This is a genomic window from Mycolicibacterium tusciae (genome assembly GCF_002086795.1).
Taxonomy (GTDB): Bacteria; Actinomycetota; Actinomycetes; order Mycobacteriales; family Mycobacteriaceae; genus Mycobacterium; species Mycobacterium tusciae.
Genome location: NZ_MVIM01000020.1, coordinates 84,533 through 101,132, shown reverse-complemented (window position 1 = coordinate 101,132; position 16,600 = coordinate 84,533). Strand labels below are relative to the sequence as shown.

At 64.2% G+C, this 16,600-nt stretch carries 13 protein-coding genes; all 13 read left to right on the top strand.

Annotated features, from left to right (window positions below; translation table 11 throughout):
• Positions 1–384: 384 nt before the first annotated feature.
• The 13 genes from BST47_RS26430 (at position 385) to mycP (ending at position 16,593) form a co-directional block, all read left to right on the top strand.
• Entirely contained in the window at positions 385–1,281 is an 897-nt protein-coding gene (locus tag BST47_RS26430) for a transglycosylase SLT domain-containing protein (protein WP_234809878.1), read from the top strand.
• On the top strand, positions 1,281–2,366 hold the full coding sequence (locus BST47_RS26425) for a VldE C-terminal domain-containing protein (RefSeq protein ID WP_133056247.1): 1,086 nt from the start codon (positions 1,281–1,283) through the stop codon (positions 2,364–2,366). The genes BST47_RS26430 and BST47_RS26425 overlap by 1 nt, the downstream gene beginning before the upstream one ends.
• Before the next feature lie 5 nt (positions 2,367–2,371).
• Entirely contained in the window at positions 2,372–3,901 is a 1,530-nt protein-coding gene (eccB, locus tag BST47_RS26420) for a type VII secretion protein EccB (protein ID WP_083128826.1), read from the top strand.
• 5 nt (positions 3,902–3,906) lie between these two features.
• Entirely contained in the window at positions 3,907–5,094 is a 1,188-nt protein-coding gene (locus BST47_RS26415) for a cell division protein FtsK (protein WP_068920395.1), read from the top strand.
• On the top strand, positions 5,094–8,099 hold the full coding sequence (eccCb, locus tag BST47_RS26410; protein ID WP_068920410.1) for a type VII secretion protein EccCb: 3,006 nt from the start codon (positions 5,094–5,096) through the stop codon (positions 8,097–8,099). The genes BST47_RS26415 and eccCb overlap by 1 nt, the downstream gene beginning before the upstream one ends.
• Positions 8,100–8,277: 178 nt before the next feature.
• Positions 8,278–8,583, top strand: coding sequence for a PE domain-containing protein (locus tag BST47_RS26405; protein WP_046364543.1), 306 nt, complete (start codon positions 8,278–8,280; stop codon positions 8,581–8,583).
• Positions 8,584–8,614: 31 nt separating this feature from the next.
• A complete protein-coding gene (locus BST47_RS26400; protein WP_083128823.1) occupies positions 8,615–9,826 on the top strand; it encodes a PPE domain-containing protein in 1,212 nt (403 codons plus the stop codon).
• 89 nt (positions 9,827–9,915) lie between these two features.
• Entirely contained in the window at positions 9,916–10,221 is a 306-nt protein-coding gene (locus BST47_RS26395) for a hypothetical protein (RefSeq protein WP_068920397.1), read from the top strand.
• A gap of 49 nt (positions 10,222–10,270) precedes the next feature.
• Positions 10,271–10,558, top strand: a complete 288-nt coding sequence (locus BST47_RS26390; protein ID WP_068920398.1) for a hypothetical protein — start codon at positions 10,271–10,273, stop codon at positions 10,556–10,558.
• 189 nt (positions 10,559–10,747) lie between these two features.
• Positions 10,748–11,554, top strand: a complete 807-nt coding sequence (locus BST47_RS26385) for an ESX secretion-associated protein EspG (RefSeq protein ID WP_234809877.1) — start codon at positions 10,748–10,750, stop codon at positions 11,552–11,554.
• A 154-nt stretch (positions 11,555–11,708) separates the two neighbouring features.
• Positions 11,709–13,661, top strand: coding sequence for a nucleotide-binding protein (locus tag BST47_RS31330; RefSeq protein ID WP_234809876.1), 1,953 nt, complete (start codon positions 11,709–11,711; stop codon positions 13,659–13,661).
• Positions 13,658–15,199, top strand: a complete 1,542-nt coding sequence (eccD, locus tag BST47_RS26375) for a type VII secretion integral membrane protein EccD (RefSeq protein ID WP_083128813.1) — start codon at positions 13,658–13,660, stop codon at positions 15,197–15,199. Before BST47_RS31330 ends, eccD begins: the two co-directional genes overlap by 4 nt.
• Positions 15,199–16,593: a type VII secretion-associated serine protease mycosin gene (gene mycP, locus BST47_RS26370; RefSeq protein ID WP_083128812.1), complete on the top strand. Its 1,395-nt coding sequence runs from the start codon at positions 15,199–15,201 to the stop codon at positions 16,591–16,593. The genes eccD and mycP overlap by 1 nt, the downstream gene beginning before the upstream one ends.
• The last annotated feature ends 7 nt before the right edge of the window (positions 16,594–16,600 follow it).

Below are 16,600 nucleotides of genomic sequence, written 5' to 3'. Positions count from 1 at the left end.
CTGGTCTCAGGTCAGGAACAGCCGTTGGAGAGCGTCAGCTCAGGGCCTGACTTCCTGGGCTGGTTCGACCCCACCGCGACAGGTAAGACCCCGGCAGCGGTGTAGAGCATGTCTGTGGAGACGTTTGTGCGGTCGGCTGGGGGGGTGATGGGTGGTGTGCGCGATGGGTTCGGCGCATCCGGTGGTTCTGCGTTACTGCCGCTTCCGGCCAGCCCGCCGCCGGCACCGCCGGCCCAAGCGCCAGGCAGCGGTCAGGGTGCGGAGGGGCAGGAGAACAGTGGGTGGCAGATCAGCAATAAGGTTGCCGCCCTTGCTGACCAGGACAACACCGCGCAGTCCGAGTTGCGGTCCACCCTGGGATGCTCCGATGAGCATCAGGGGGAGATGACCGCGATCATCGATCAGGCTGTTGCTGATGTGCAGTCGATGGGTTTGGCGACCAACACTCCCGAAGGGAAGCGGGCGTTGATCACTGCGATCATGCAACGACTGGAGGAGACCCGCGGCACCGCTGATGCCGGCACTGCGCACGCGAGTACTCATGCGGCCTCGACGGCGGCGAATGTGGCTGGCTACAACGATATCGGTGGTGTTCCTCGCGGCCCGTCACCGCTGGCGGGGTTCGGCGGCGCTATGCCGGGTATGGGTGGCGGAATGCCCGGCGGTGGCGGTATGGGTGGCGGGATGCCGGGCATGGGTGGACTGTCTGCGCTGGGGCAACCCTTGAGCGCCTTGGGCGGACTGGCTTCCCCGGCTACACAGACCATCTCTAAAGCATCGGCATCAGGCCGTGATTCCGGTGGCGGATCTGGGCGAAATGTGTCGTCGGCCGGGCGCATTCCTGTCAAGGATGTCCGGTTTGACCGTGAGAAGTTCGCCGTCGGCCGGGAGGCCTACAAACGTTATGTGGCCGAGGCGCTCGACGTCATGGGTATCACCGATCCTCAGGCGCGCCAACGGTGGGCTCAGGGCCTGATGACGGCGGCGGCGCGGGAGTCAAGCTTCAATCCGCTGGCCATCAATCTGACTGATTCCAATGCCCACGGCGCTGCTGCGGCCGATGGCTATTTTGGGAACTCGTCACGGGGCGGGTTGCAAACGATTCCGACAACGTTCGCTGCATACCATCAGCCAGGCACCTCGACCAACATTTATGACCCGGTGGCCAACATCAGCGCCGCCATGAACTACGTGATGGGCCGATACAACGTTTCCCGTGACGGCAGCGACCTGGCGAAGGTAGCTCAGTTCAATCCGGGCTCTTCTGGAGGTGGTTACTGATGTCTGTGGAGACGTTTGTGCGGTCGGCTGGGGGGGTGATGGGTGGTGTGCGCGATGGGTTCGGCGCATCCGGTGGTTCTGCGTTACTGCCGCTTCCGGCCAGCCCGCCGCCGGCACCGCCGGCCCAAGCGCCAGGCAGCGGTCAGGGTGCGGAGGGGCAGGAGAACAGTGGGTGGCAGATCAGCAATAAGGTTGCCGCCCTTGCTGATCAGGACAACACCGCGCAGTCCGAGTTGCGGTCCACCCTGGGATGCTCCGATGAGCATCAGGGGGAGATGACCGCGATCATCGATCAGGCGGTGGTCGATGTGCAGTCGATGGGTTTGGCGACCAACACTCCCGAAGGTAAGCGGGCGTTGATCACTGCGATCATGCAACGACTGGAGGAGACCCGCGGCACCGCCGAGGCTGGGACCGCCGATGCCGGCACCCATGCCGCCTCGACGGCGGCGAATGTGGCTGGCTACAACGATATCGGTGGTGTTCCTCGCGGTCCATCACCGCTGGCGGGGTTCGGCGGCGCTATGCCGGGTATGGGCGGTGGAATGCCCGGCGGTGGCGGTATGGGTGGCGGGATGCCGGGCATGGGTGGACTGTCTGCGCTGGGGCAACCCTTGAGCGCCTTGGGCGGACTGGCTTCCCCGGCTACACAGACCATCTCTAAAGCCGCGTCCACCAAGCCTAGTGGCGGTGCTGATCGGGGGCTGGATACGAGCGGGCCCGGCCGCGCCAATGAGCGTGGGCTGCAGAAATACACGAAGCTGATGAACCGGGCTATCAGTGCGGCGTTCCCTGAGATCAAGGAGATCGGTGGGGTTCGCCAAGATTCGCTGCACTGGCATCCCGACGGGCTGGCGCTGGACGTCATGATTCCGAACTGGGATACCCCAGAAGGGCGGCAGTTGGGAAATGAGGTCGTCAACTTTCTGGTTCGTAATCGGACCGAGCTGGGGTTGGATCACATGATCTGGCGGCAGCAGATGATTCAGCCCGATGGGAGCGCCTCGATGATGGGCGGTCGCGGTAGTGCGACGCAGAACCATATGGATCACGTGCACGTGGTGTCGATCGGCGGGGGAAGGTAGCGCAGGTGGCGGGCTCGAACGAATCTGAGAAGCCGCGTCGGCGTGGCACCGGGCTTACCTATGCCTCGCTGGAGCAGGTCGCCGCATGGCGGTTTCTGTGGCACCGCATGGCGGTCGCGGTGGCTCGGCACTCGGTGCGCCTGGTGCACGACCCGTCGAAGAACTACGGGGCCTCGACCCTGGTGGGTGTGGTGATTGCGGTACTGGCGCTCGGGGTGTGCTTTGTGTTGGCGTGGCTGCGGCCCGCAGGCCAGATCGGGGACTCCAAGCTGGTGGCCGATCGGGCCAGTGGGGCACTGTATGTGAATATCGACGCAACGATGCACCCGGTACTGAATCTGGCGTCGGCACGTCTGATCCTGGGTCAGGATGTGTCTCCCAAGCTGGTCCCGATGGCTCAGATCGAGGATCGTCCGATGGGCCCGATGGTCGGCATCGTCGGCGCCCCCAATGATTTGGCGCCGCGTACTCCGCAGACGACCGGTTGGGGGCTGTGCGACAGGCTTGGCTCTGGTGGGCCGCAGAGCAAGCCCTCGGTGACGGTGCTCGGCGGCGACTTGGAGTTGGGCGATTGGTCACACGAGATGCATTCCCCTCAGGCAGTGTTGATGAATTATGGCGGTTCGGTGTATCTGGTGACCGATGGCCACCGCTCGCTCATCGACCTCGCTGATCGGCCGGTGACCCTGGCGCTGGGCATTCAGGCCGGAAGCGTGCGGCCGGCACCGATGTCCAAAGCGCTCTTTGAAGCGCTGATTCCGACTGCACCCCTACGGGTTCCGGCGGTGCCGAACGCTGGGGGGCCTGTCGGCTACGCCGAGGCGCAGCTGCCGGTCGTGTCGGGGTCGGTAGTTCGGTCCGTGTCCGCCGACGGGCAGCAGCAGTTCTTTGTGGCCTTGCCTGCTGGCATGCAATTGATACCCGAGACGGTGGCGTTGATGTTGAGCAACGCGGACCCATCCGGGCAGGGACGTGTGCTTGACGCCGCACCGCACGTTGTGGCTGATGCCCCGCAGGCGGTGGGCTTCGACGTCTCGAAGTACCCCAGGGGTCCTCTGACATTGCTGGACAAGGCTGTAGAGCCTGTCACCTGCGTGGTGTGGAGCAAGGACGCCAACGAAGCGCAGGCCAGCGTGAGAACAGTGTCGGGGCGTCGCATACCGATCCCAGTCAGTGAGGAGCCCAAGGTGATGCGCATGGTCTCCGGGCAGGCCAACGACGCAGCCGATGAAGTCTATCTCGGCGCGGGTAGCGCGAATTTTGTGCAGGTTACCGGTGTAGAACCGGACTCGCCGCGGCGGGAGTCCTTGTGGTGGATCGGCGACACCGGGGTGCGGTTCGGAATTGATGTGGCAGGCCAGGGCAGTACAACTCAGCAAGCCCTGGGGTTGAAAGACACGACACCGACGCGGGCTCCGTGGACGGTTATCCGATGGCTGCCGGCGGGACCGCTTCTCTCGGAACAGGCGGCCCGCGTGGAACGGGACACGGTGATCAACATTCCGGGGCAGCGGCTACAGAGCGGGGGGAACTGATCGCGATGACCAAGCAGGGATTCGACAAGGAAAAGGCGCGTGCGCCCGAGCTTGGCGAGCGCAGTCTGACATTGCCCGAGCTGGCTGAATTGGTGCGCCCGCCACAATCTCGGCCGCCCATGTGGGTGTGGATCTTGGTTTTCGTCAGCGCCGTGGTGGTTCTGCTGGTGATCATGATCCGTAGCGGTGCTCGCACCATGGGCATGGGTGGTCTGTTCATTCTGCCGATCATGCTGATGTCGGTGTTCATGATGATGCGCAACCGCGGCGGTGGGCAGAATGAGAAGGCGCGGCCGGCGGCATTGGCGGCCAGCCGGGTTGATTATGCGCGCACTCTCGATGAGCTGCGTGAAGATGTCCACGACGGTGCCCGGGCGCAGGCCCGCGAAATCGCTTACCACCATCCCAACCCCTCTGAGGGGGCGCTGTTAACGCTGGTCGGCACAGCCCGGATGTGGGAGCGATCCCCGAACGACCGGAACTTTGGGCATGTGCGCATCGGCGTCGGGGTGACGCGTCTCAGGACGAAAATCCTTCCTCCCCAGAAGGTTCCGCCACCGGAGTTTCGTGAGACGGCGACGGCGATCGCGGCTCGTGACTTTCTGCTGACGCAGAATGTGGTCCACGATGTTGCCCGGCCGTTGCATTTGTTCGACCAGATGGGGTGGGCGTTGTTTACTGCCGACGATGATCAACGCCCGATCGTTCAGGGGTTGCTTCGGGCGATGGTCTGCCAGTTATGCGCCTTTCACGGCCCTGATGTGGTCCGGATGGCGATCATCACCGATGATGAGGCGGCGTGGCAGGGCGCTAAATGGCTTCCGCACGTTGGCGATCCGGTTCTGGTTGATGCCTCTGGGCCGGTTCGGATGATCTATTCCGATGTTGGTGAGTTTATGGATCGGCACGGAACGGCGCTGCAATCCAAGGGTCCGTGGTCGGCTCGTATGGAGGGGATGCCGCCACCGGATGATCACATGGTCGTGGTGGTGGACTTGCCGGGTGCGAATTGCGCTCCGCTGCTCGGGGTGCTCAAGAGCGGTGACCTCGGCGAGCCGGTGGATGCGATGGGGTTCGCCGGGCTGTGTGTGCTGGAGGCGACCGGAGACACGTTCTCGGCATTGGCGACGTCGGCAACGGCTTTCGTGCTCGATGACCAGGGCCACTTGCTGCGCGCTGAGGAGGTGCTGTGATGACCGAGGTATCGAGTCGGTACGCCAAAGGGCTGAAATTCGCCGCAAAACCGGACGTGATGTCGCAGGTGGAGTTCGAGGTTTTTGCTCGAGCGATGTCGCGGTTCGAGCGTGAAGATGCCGCGACCCGCCTGCTTGCTGAGCGGGCCGCTGATGCTCGCGCGGGTCAGGATTTCTTGGACTTCTTCGACATTGCGGATGCCCGGCAGTGGGATCCGCACACGTTATGGTCGAAAATGACCGTGCAGAGCCGGTTGCGGGCTGCATTAGGCAAGAACCCGACCTCGGGTAAGCCGGTGTGGCTGGACTTGAAGGAGTCCGACGAGAGCGGTATGGGGCCGCACGGGATGCTGACCGGACAGATCGGTTCCGGTAAGTCCGAGACGTTGGTGGCGTTCATCCTGGCGTTGGCTATGACGCATAACCCCGAGGTGTTACAGCTGATCCTGGGCGACTTCAAGGGTGAGACCGCGATGATGGCGCTGGCTGACCTGCCTCAGGTTCAGGGTGTCATTTCAAACCTCGAAGAGTCAGCCTCGCGGCTGGATCGCTTAGAGGACATGCTCAACGGCGAGGTGGTGCGTCGAGAGACCATCTTGAAAGCCGCTGGGTATAAGGATGTCCGCAATTACGAACGGGCGCGGGCGACGACACGTCCCGAGCTGGAGCCGCTGGGCGCTCTCGTGATCGTGCTGGACGAGTTCTCCGAGCTGCTCAAGATCCGGCCTTCACTCACCGGAACGTTCGACACGGTGGCCCGTAAAGGCCGCGGTTTGTGGATGCATATTCTCAATGCTTCGCAGCGGGTTGAGTCAGGCCGGATGGCCGGGATGATCAGCCAGCAGACCTACTCGATCGGGTTGAAACTCAAGGACGCCGGGCAGTCGCGCCAGGCGATTGGGTCGCCGAAGGCGTATACCGATCTGATCGGCGCCCCGGTGGGCACCGGGTTTCTGGTGCACGACGACGAACACCAGTTGTTCCGGTCGTTTTACGTGTCAGCGCCGTTCATTGCGCCGGTGGTAGGCAAGGCGCAGCGGCGTCGTCAGGAGGGGCAGTTCATCGACGCGCACCGCTTCGAAACGGGTGTGCATTCCTTGCCGATCGACATTGAGTTGCTCGATGACGAGGATGATCGCGCTGCGCAGGAGCAGGCCGAGGAGCAGGCACTCGCTCAGACAGACGTCGATTCCCCGACGGTGGTCTCGACGCTGGTCGGACGGCTCGCCGGCGCGGGGCGTACGTGCAGGCCGATGCACCGGATGTATCTGCCTCCGCTGGAAGATATTGCAACGATTCCGTTGGACGAGATGGCCCAGGAGTTCTGGGGGCGAGACTGGCTGGATGTGACCGAGGACGCGGGTCTTCGGGTGCCCTACGGCCGCGCGGATGACCCGTTTGGCCATACCCAGAACTTGGTTGTTGCAGACCTGTCCAGGGCTCAGGGCAACGTGATGGCGGTCGGAGCCCCGCAGAGCGGAAAGTCGACGGCGCTGCAGACCATCGTCACGTCGTTGGCGATATCGCATAGTCCTCAACGGGTGCAGTTCTACGGTATCGACTTCGGCGGCGGCCGACTCGATGCGTTAGCAGGATTGCCGCATGTGGCCGGGATCGCGGGCCAAGGTAACGCGGAAAAGGTGGCCCGCGTGGTCAGCGAGGTCGAACGGATTCTCAAGGATCGGGTGCGTAGCTGGGAGATCGCGGGTTGCGACCTGGAGGAGTTTCGTGCGCGCAAGTTCGCCGGCAAGCCCGGCAAGATCCCAGAGGATGGGCATGGCGATGTGTTCCTGCTCGTGGACAACCTTCCTGGGCTCAAACAGGAGGACATGGATCTGCACGGCCGGATCGTGGCGCTGGGCACGGGCTCGGCACTGAACTACGGCGTTCATTTGCTGGTGACCAATGACCAGTGGGCCACCGCGAACCTCACTCTCAAGGAAAAGTGCGGCACGCGTGTCGAGATGCGTGTGCAGGAGCCCACCCAGAGCGAGGCCGGCGATCGTGAGATGGCCGGCAAGGTTCCTGATCAGCCAGGCCGGGGTCTGATCAAGGACAAGGGCAAGGTGTTGCATTTCCTGGCGGGGGTGCCAGTGGCCTCAGCCGTGCTCCCTGCGGTGGAGTCTGCTGATTACGGCCAGGATGCCGTTCAGCAGACGTGCGCGCTGATCGCGCAGCGGTGGAGTGCTCTGGGTATTGCCCCTGCGCCGACGTTGCCGACGTTGCCCGCTGAGGTGAGTTACGCCGAGCTCGACGATGTGCCGCGGGGGATGTTGAAGCTCGGGATCGGGGACGTCGCGCTGGCCACGGTGGGGGTGAACTTGGCTGAGTGCCCGCACTTTTACGCCGTGGGAAGTGCTAAATCGGGTCGCACCACGGTGCTCAGAACGCTCATCGCGTCGATCCAGCAGAGTTTCACCCCCGAGGCCGCGAAGATTATTGCCTTTGACGTCGGTCTGGAGCTGGGGGCGTTCATCGATCCTGCCTACTTGACGTTCTATAGCTCGGACTCGCAGCAGATCGGTGAGGCGTCTAAGAAGCTGGCGGCCAAGTTCGCCGAGCGCACCGCGCCGGCAGATGCCAGTCCCGAGGAGAGAGCTCGGTGGCGTTTTAGTGGACCGCGCTATTTCATTGTGATTGACGACTTCACGCTGCTCAATGTTCCGGGGTACAGCTCGATGTCGCTGGTGGCTCCTTTGGAGTCTGCTGTGTCGCGGGGTAGACAGATTGGGGTCCACTTCCTGGTCGCCTCGGCGGTCAAGAATTGGATGTCCACTACGGGTGGCAACAAGATCATCTCTGGGATGAGCGCGGCTGGGTCGGGTGTGCTCATCCTTGATGGTTCCCGCGATGATGGACCGATTGTTACCGGCATCCGGGCTACTCCCCGGGCGCCGGGGCGCGGAGAGTTGATCTACCCGAAGGGGGGACGCCAGGTGATTCAGGTGGCTACCCCACCGTTGCCCGAAGGCTACAGCCCGATCTCTGGTGGCGATGAATGGTGAGCGGTGGAAACTCGCGCATGACAACGTCGTCAATTCGTGGTGGTATCAAAGAGAGGCAGGCTAGTCGCGTGTATGGCTGGCAAACAAGTGGGCGGCCACGAAGGCTGTTCACTTTATGTGTACGGGGTGACTATTCCTGTGTTATCGTGCAGGAGTCCTGATTAGTTAGGGGGCGTCCATGACGTCAGTAGTTGTCAATCCGGTGGGTCTTGCCGCTGCTGCGGCGGCGACCGCAGGGCTTTCGGCTCAAGCTGCGGGGCACACGGCGCAGGCGGCCGCGGCCGCGGCTGTGGTGCCGCCGGGGTTGGAAGAAATTTCGGCGACCAACGCGGCGAAGATCGCCGCGTACAGCGCGGAAGTGTCTGCGGTGCTGTCCGGGGCATCTGCAATGCAGGCGCTGTACGGCGTGGCGAACTCGGTGGCCGGCACGGTGACGTCGCTCGAAGATGCCGCCAATGCGGTGCTGATGAACGCGGTCCTGTAGGACCCAGGCAGGGGAGACGGGGAGCACCGCTATGCCACCGGGGGCCTATCAAGCCGAACCGCCGGAAACCACGTCGGCGGGCTTTTGGCTGGGACCGTCAGCTGCCTCGTTTTTCGCCTCAGCCGCGCAGCTCGAAGCGCTAGCCGGTGCGATCATCGGCATGCTGGGCGGCCATGCGGCTGTGGAGGCTGCTATGTCGATCAGCTGGCCGTCGGTCACGGGCGAGGTGGCTAGGCTGGCCCATGTCCCGCACCTGGTGTGGCTGGGGACCGTGGCGACCATGCTCAACCACGCTTCGGCCAGCATTATGGCCACCGGGGACGCATTCGAAACGCTGCGGGCTGCAACCCCTAATCCTGGTGAAGTTGTCGGCAATCAGAGCGAACACATGGCGCTGGTCGGGGCGAACTTTCTGGGGATGCTGACTCCGCTCATCGTCGCCAATCGTGGTCAGTACACCGAGATGTGGATGCGGGGAGCGGCCAACAAGTCGGCCTATGAAGCGGCTTCCATGGCTGGTGTGCAGGCGATACCGCCAATCCCTCCACCTCCGCCTAGCACTGTCGGCGCGGCGGGTGGTGGATCCCAGCCCAGCGCCCAGTCTGCCGATCCCAGTCAGATGATGGAGACCGCGACTGGGCTGTTCCCGCAACTCCTCAGCATGCCGACGCAGGCGCTGTCAGCGTTCAGCGGTGGCGGTCCATTCAAGAGCATCTCGGAGCTACCGCAGCAAGCGTTTGGTCAGCTCAGCTCACTGGCGTCGTCGCTGAATGTGTCACCGGACGATCTGGGGGCCGATTTTTCCGCGGGTGATGCTGACTGGGTGACCCAAACACCGCAGGCAGGGGGAGCAGTCGCGGCCTCACTCGGTGGAGCTGGTGGGGGCGGGGGCATGGGTGGAGCGATGTCGGCGGCCTCAGCGCTGCGCAGTCCTGGCTCCTGGGCGTCGTCGGTGAGCGCGGCGACGCCGGTCAGCGCCGACACGGGGTCGCGCATCGAGCAGGCGCGGGCCGGTACGACGATGCCGGCCAGCATGGGCGGCGGCGGAATGATGGGGCCGATGGCCCACGGCGCTGCGGCGGCCGGTGGCGCTAATCAACAGGATTCCGAAAAAAAGCAGGTCGACGGCGCCACTGTGATGGCGGCCGCGTCCAGTCTCTACAACGGCACCGACACGATGCCGGTGATTACCGGAGGCGGTGGTTTGGTGACTGCCAACACCGGGGGCAAGGGGGTGCCCTGAGCAAGATACGGGCACAACACATTCTCGACAGACACGCAGGCGCCGCACACGAAGAGTGCTGTAGCCGTTAATGAAAGGATTTACAGGACATGACGATTTCCGGCGATATGGAGCTCATGGAGACCACCCAGCAGGGTCTCTTTGAGAAGCAGGACCGGTTGCAGTCGATGGTGCAGCAGCTCGGATCGGCACTCGAAGGGGTCGCACCAGGCTTCAAGGGTGCTGGCCAGGCCGCGCTGATGCGGGTCGGTGAAGATCTGCAGACCCTGGGCAATCAGCAGGCGCTCATGCAAGAAGAGCACGGTCAGAAGATGGGCGTGTCGAAGACGAGCCTGCAGGAAGGCGACGAGGACGCCGCCGCGGGCCTCAGCGCCATCGACGCCATGAGCGTCTGACCAGACCACTACATCCCGCATCCAGAAACAGCCGTAGAGGAGCAACATCATGAGTTTGATCGAATACAACGTCCCGATGATTCAGGACTGCGCTCACCAGATCGAGGCCTGCGAAACGCTGACCGCCGAAGTCGCCGTCGAGGCAAACAAGTTGAAGTCCATGACCGAGGGATCTTTCCAGGGCGGCGGCGGCGATGCCTTCCGCGAGAACTACACCCGCGCTATCACCTTGGTCGATGCCTTGAGCGGCAAGCTCAAGGAGGCTAAGGCTGCTCTGCTGACCGGCGCGGACGGAATGGTCACCAAGGACGCGTCGATCAAGGCGCAGTACGTGTAGGTGGCCATCCACCTTCGGTGACGGGTATTCGGCCCGGTCTGGCGATTCTGTCGGCAGGCCGGGCCGAGTGCTTGAGAGCAGCATTGCAAGAAGGTCGTTCACGACGGGGAGAACAGAAGAACCATGGGCGGGACAGCATTTGTGGGTCGTCCGGGTCCGCGCGCAGCGGGGCCGCAGCCAGCGACGAGCTTGGAGATCACCGCCGAGGGGCTCTGGCTGGTGCAGGCATTGTGCGCAGTGGAGACCTTGCCCGCGGTGCTCGTGTGTCGACCATTTGTCAGTGAGTGCGGACTGCCTGAGAGTCACCCGGGCTATGCGGTGCTCCAGGAGGCCGGTGTCCTGCTCGGCGGCGATGTCGTGCACCCACAGGTGAAGCTGTGGGTGCAGACACTGGGCAATCCGGATGTGGTGCTGTCGTGTCTGATCCACCGCGGCGGCGAGCATCTACGGGTAGCTATTGCCCGCCGCGGTGATGTGACGGTCGCCGCCGCGCGACATGGGGAGAACGTCACGGTGGAGAGCCTGGGCCCGGGCATGACGCTCGCGGGCTTGGTCCAACGCGTGCTCCCGCTGTGCGGCCCGGCCATGGTGCCGGCTTCCTTCGACGCAGTTACCGTCCCTACGGCGGACTTGCTGAGCAGCTTGGCGCAGGTTCTGCGCGGCGAGCACAGTCCGATGGTGGCGTTGGGGCGTCTGGGCATGGATGCCGACCAACATCGGATCGTCACGCTGGCGGCGGATCATCCGGTCATGGAGTTGTCGATGGTTGTTGTGACGCACGGCAGCAACCATCAGATGCAGGTCAGCAAGACAGCCGCCACGGTCACCGATACCAGTGCTGGCAGGGTCGTCAGCGGCCCTGTTCGCAGTGAGAGTGGTTCATGGTGGACGCTGATTGCGCCAGGGTCCGATGCGGCGATCTTGTCTGCGCTGAAATCGGTCATGTCCACAGTAGGTCTGGCTGAGTGGTCGACTACCCCCCGACCCGGCCGTTAAGTCCCTTACGTCCGAGCCTGTCCGCACGGTGAACACGACCAGATAAATCAGTCAAAATAGCTGTTTACGTGGTGCCCAAAAGTGATTAATCATGTACTGTAGTGAATCAGTCCGAGGAGGTAGGCCACTTGTGGCGCAGGAGAATCGAGAGCCCGTGAGCGATCAGGACTTTTTCAGCCAGTATCTGCAACCGACGGGTACGCCCGCCGCCGGGGCGGATGACCCGGTGACCGCGCTGCCGTCCGATGACGATGCTGAGGCCGGCGCCGATGCGCCTGTGGGCGCGGGAATGACTGGCCCTCAAGCTGTTCCAATCGGAGTAGAGCCCTCACCGCACGCTGCGGGCCCGGCCGTGCCCGACGATGGTTTCGACGGTGTCCCCCCGGCGGGCGCGTACCCCGCGCCGCCGGCGGACAGCACCCCGCCGTGGAGAGCTGATCCCGGATACAACAGCGAACACCTACCACCAGACCACTACACAGCGCCGCCCCCGGCGACGGCAGGATTCGACGGTGGCCACCCCCCGGCGGGCGCGTACCCCGCACCGCCGGCGGACAGCACCCCGCCGTGGAGAGCTGATCCCGGATACAACAGCGAACACCTACCACCAGACCACTACACAGCGCCGCCCCCGGCGACGGCAGGATTCGACGGTGGCCACCACCCGGCGGGCGCGTACACCGCACCGCCGGCGGACAGCACCCCGCCGTGGAGAGCTGATCCCGGATACAACAGCGAACACCTACCACCAGACCACTACACAGCGCCGCCCCCGCCCCCGGTTGGGTATCCGGCACCGCGGCCGCCCGGCGGTGAGTCGATAGCTCGGCACGCTCAGCGCCCAGGACCCAGCTATCGGCACGACGGTAATGCGGACGACTACAGCGTCTCCCAGCGCGGATATACGGCCCCGCCTGCGCGGCACACGCCCGCCCCGCCACCGGCGCCGGGACAGTACGATCCGCGCAGCGCTTCGCCGCGTCCAGAGCCGACCGATCGGCAGGACTGGCAGGCTGGACCTCCCGCCGCCGGTTACCCGGGCGGCCCACCTCCACAGTCCCCGCCGCCGCCCCCGTTCGCGGCCCGCCCCGGACCGCTCGGTGTGCCCCCGCAGCGCCATGAGTCGGTGGGGGCGATGCAGTCGCAGGTCCGAGAGGCCGACTTTGTCACCCCGTACAAACAAGTTCCTGAGCGCGGGTGGCGGCGCAGGGTGTATCAGACGATGCGGATCAACTTGGGGCTCAGTCCCGCTGAGCGTGAGTGGAATGATCTGCGGCGCCGTCTAACGGTCAACCTGCGCGGCACTTACACGATCGCGGTGTTGCAGCAGAAGGGGGGAGTGTCTAAGACCACTACCACCGTCGGGATCGGTGCTGCGCTAGCGCGTTACCGCGACGACAAGGTGGTCGCCATTGACGCCAATCCAGCCAGCGGTAACCTCGCGAAACGAATCAATGAGCCCAGCACGGGAACGTGGCGCGGGCTGTTGATGGATCAGAATTTGCACTCGTACAGTGATTTTCGGCATTACCTGGGCAAGGATAGTTCCTCGGGTTTGGAGGTGCTTGCGGGTGACCCGGGGGACGAGGTGATCACCGGCACCGCGTTGGTGATGACATGGCAGCGTTTGTCTCGGCAGTACCCGATCGCGTTGCTCGACTGCGGAAATCAGATGCGCGACGACGTGATTGCCGCTGTGCTGTCGATGGCCGACGTTGTGGTGGTTCCCACGACGACGCGCTACGACGGAGCCGAGGCTGCCCGTGAGACGTTGGATTGGCTTATGCAGCATGGCTATCCGCACCTGGTGCGTTCGGCGGTGATGGTAGTCAGCAACGTCAACAAGGTCACTCCCACCAAAGCGGTACGCAATCTCCATGAGGGATTTGAGCGTGCTGTGCGGGCGGTCCATGACATTCCCTACGATCCGCATCTCAGCGATGCCACAGCAATCAACTTCGATCGGCTGGCGCCGCAGACCCAGCGGGCATTCATTGAAACAGCGGCCTCGATTGTGGACGGGTTCGCAGGTGCGGCGGACAAAGACCCGGGGTATCGGCCGCAGTGGCCGGCGTCGGGCGATGAGCGCGGGCAGGAGCGGCGATGACATCAACAGACGTTGCGGTGACCGAGAACTACCCCGTCGGTACGGTCGCTGCCGAGCGAGTGCGCTTGGCCGAGCAGGTTCGGGTGGCAGTCCTTTTTGAGGGTCGACAACACGATGTCACTCTGCCGGCGAGTTCGCCCGTGGCGGCCGTTGCTGATTCGTTGGTGCGTGTCTTGCTAACCCGCGAGGGCAGCGACGACGGCATGCGCAAGCCCGACGATGATCGCATGATCAGCCCGGGCGTGGTGCGGATGACGTTGATCAATGGGCAACCGCTGGATCGTACCCAGAGTCTCACGCAGCAGGGTGTGCGTGATGGCGAACTGTTGGTGCTCGACATCATCGATGCCGAAGTGGAGTTCACCCCGATCTTCGAGTCGCCCTCGTCAGCGGTGGCGGTGCTCAATCAGCAGCAGTATTCGGTGGTGACCGCAGAAACCGCACGCCGAGTGGCCGGGGTGGTCGTTGGTGCGGCGGTCGCGGCGGTGACCGCACTGTTGGGGTTGGCATGGTGGCGCAACCTGAACAGCGGCCAAGACTGGAATCTGATCCCCGGGGTCGCGGCAGCGGGTCTTGCAGTGGTGCTGTTGGTTGTCGGGTCATTGGTGTGGTGGCGGGCCAAAGACCTGGTGACCGCGACGGCGATGTGGCTCTCCGGTGTGCTGATCGCGTGCCCGGCAGCAGCAGTCATGGTGACTCCGGGCTATCCGGGGTCGTGGCACCTGATGTTGGCAGCGGCAGTCACAGCGGCGGTCGCGGCGGCGTTGTGGCGGTTGAGTCCGGCCCCACCGATCGTGGTGTCGGCCACGGTAATGGTCACCGCGACGGCAGCAATACTGGCGCTGATCTACGCGCTGACTGGGGCCTCCTTGCAGAACCTGTCGGTTGCGGTGTTGGCAGTCAACCTCTTTGTACTAACCGGTGCGCCTAAGCTGGCCGCACGGATGGCTGGTATCCCGATACCGCCGTTTCCGACCGTGACAGGCAAGGACACCTTTGCCGATGCCGATGCTATTGCCGCAGAGGCGTTGGTCGCTGCCGAACACCAAGGCACGCCGACCGTGGAGCAGCTTCGGCGCTCAGCAGAGGCCGCGAACGTCTATTTGACCGCACTGCTGGTAACGGTTGGTGTGTTCTTCATCGGGGGCTCGATCTGGGCGGTGATACCCGGGCAGGGGCGCTGGTGGCTGGCCACGGTGTATATCGGTGTGCTGGCTGCGATCCTGGTCATGCGGGGTCGCGCGTTCGCTAGCCGGGAGCAGTCCATCATCGTGGTGGCCACCGGGTTGCTGATGGTGCTCATCACGGCCGCCAACTATGCACTCACCGGCGAGGGCACGTTCGCTGCGTATATCGCGGCCGCGGTGGTGCTCAGCCTCGGCGCGGCCGGATTGATCGCCGCGGCGGTCGTGCCGGCCAAGGTGTTCTCACCGGTCTTCCGCAAGGTCATCGAATGGATCGAGTACCTGCTGATTGTGGCGATCCCGCCGCTGGCGATCTGGCTTCTGAACCTCATCTACCTGGCGAGGAACATGTGATGAGCGGCCAACGTGCGTCGGCCGTAGCTGCGGTGGTGATGTTGGCGGCAGCCTGGCCACTGGTCGGCGCCCCGTCGGCAACAGCCATCACACCGCCGGTTGTTGATCCGCTGGCGGTCCCGGACGGCACCCCGCGACCCGACGAGCCCATGCAGCACAAGTACGACTGCATCCCCACGGGGTTGATTGCGGGCACCGACCCGGCAGCGGTCCCCGGATCCCAAGCCTTCATGAATCTGCCCCGTCTCTGGGAATCGGCCGGGCGGGGAGCAGGAGTATCAGTGGCGCTCATCGACACGGGCGTCTGGCCCAACCCTCGGTTGCCCCGACTACGCGGCGGCGGCGACTTCATCATGGACGGGGGCGACGGTCTGCAGGACTGCGACGCTCACGGTACGACGGTCGCAGCGATCATCGCTTCAAGTCCTGCCGAAGGTGACGGATTAGTCGGCGTAGCACCGGAAGTCGAGCTCATATCGATCCGGCAGTCCTCGCAGATGTTCACGCCGGTAGCGCCGTCTGCGACCTCGGAGGAGGACCGTCGAGCAGGCACCGTCAGCAGCTTGGCGCGGGCCGTAGTCGCCGCGGCCAACACTGGAGCCCGCGTGATCAACATGTCGATCGTGGCGTGCATCCCGGTGCTCAAGCCCGTCGACCAGACGACCCTTGGTGCCGCGCTACGCTACGCCGCCGTAGAAAAGGATGCTGTGATAGTCGCCGCAGCAGGCAACACATCCACTCCGGGATGCGCACAGAACCCCAACATCGACGCCACCAGTGTCGAAGACCCACGCAACTGGAACTCAGTGGTGACGATCAGCACCCCGGCCTGGTTCTCCGACTACGTTCTGTCGGTGAGCGCCACCAACAACGAAGGCCAGCCCGCCGTAGATGACCAGGGCACCGACATCAGCGTGGGCGGACCCTGGGTCGGTGTCGGCGCACCAGGGCTGTTCGTGGAGGGCGTCAACCAAGAAGGAAACCTCATCAACGGGACCCACGACACGAAGACCAATTCCCTCAAACCCATGAGTGGCACCAGCTTTTCGGCGGCCTACGTCTCCGGACTGGCGGCCCTGATCCGAGCAAAGTACCCCGATCTGCCGGCCCATCAGGTGATCAACCGAATCAAGCAGACCGCGCATTCGCCGGCTGCTGTCGTGGACAACCGCCTGGGTTACGGTGCGATCGACCCGGTAGCTGCGCTGAACTATGACGTGCCGCCGATCCCTGCGCCCCGGGAAAACCTGTCGCGCCCTCTTGGTCCGCCACAGCCTGAACCCGAGCCGGACCGCCGCCCGATGGTGATGGCCTTGGTGGGTACCGCGACACTGACGGTGCTGCTGGGCGCAGCGCTGGCAGTCGGCGCCATGTCGAAATCGCGACGAGGCTGAAAGGGCC

What these genes read in the sequence shown, in the direction of transcription:
- BST47_RS26430 (WP_234809878.1), top strand. Translation starts at nt 385, where the DNA reads ATGACCGCGATCATCGATCAGGCTGTTGCTGATGTGCAGTCGATGGGT.
- BST47_RS26425 (WP_133056247.1), top strand. Translation starts at nt 1,281, where the DNA reads ATGTCTGTGGAGACGTTTGTGCGGTCGGCTGGGGGGGTGATGGGTGGT.
- BST47_RS26415 (WP_068920395.1), top strand. Translation starts at nt 3,907, where the DNA reads ATGACCAAGCAGGGATTCGACAAGGAAAAGGCGCGTGCGCCCGAGCTT.
- eccCb (WP_068920410.1), top strand. Translation starts at nt 5,094, where the DNA reads ATGACCGAGGTATCGAGTCGGTACGCCAAAGGGCTGAAATTCGCCGCA.
- BST47_RS26405 (WP_046364543.1), top strand. Translation starts at nt 8,278, where the DNA reads ATGACGTCAGTAGTTGTCAATCCGGTGGGTCTTGCCGCTGCTGCGGCG.
- BST47_RS26400 (WP_083128823.1), top strand. Translation starts at nt 8,615, where the DNA reads ATGCCACCGGGGGCCTATCAAGCCGAACCGCCGGAAACCACGTCGGCG.
- BST47_RS26395 (WP_068920397.1), top strand. Translation starts at nt 9,916, where the DNA reads ATGACGATTTCCGGCGATATGGAGCTCATGGAGACCACCCAGCAGGGT.
- BST47_RS26390 (WP_068920398.1), top strand. Translation starts at nt 10,271, where the DNA reads ATGAGTTTGATCGAATACAACGTCCCGATGATTCAGGACTGCGCTCAC.
- eccD (WP_083128813.1), top strand. Translation starts at nt 13,658, where the DNA reads ATGACATCAACAGACGTTGCGGTGACCGAGAACTACCCCGTCGGTACG.
- mycP (WP_083128812.1), top strand. Translation starts at nt 15,199, where the DNA reads ATGAGCGGCCAACGTGCGTCGGCCGTAGCTGCGGTGGTGATGTTGGCG.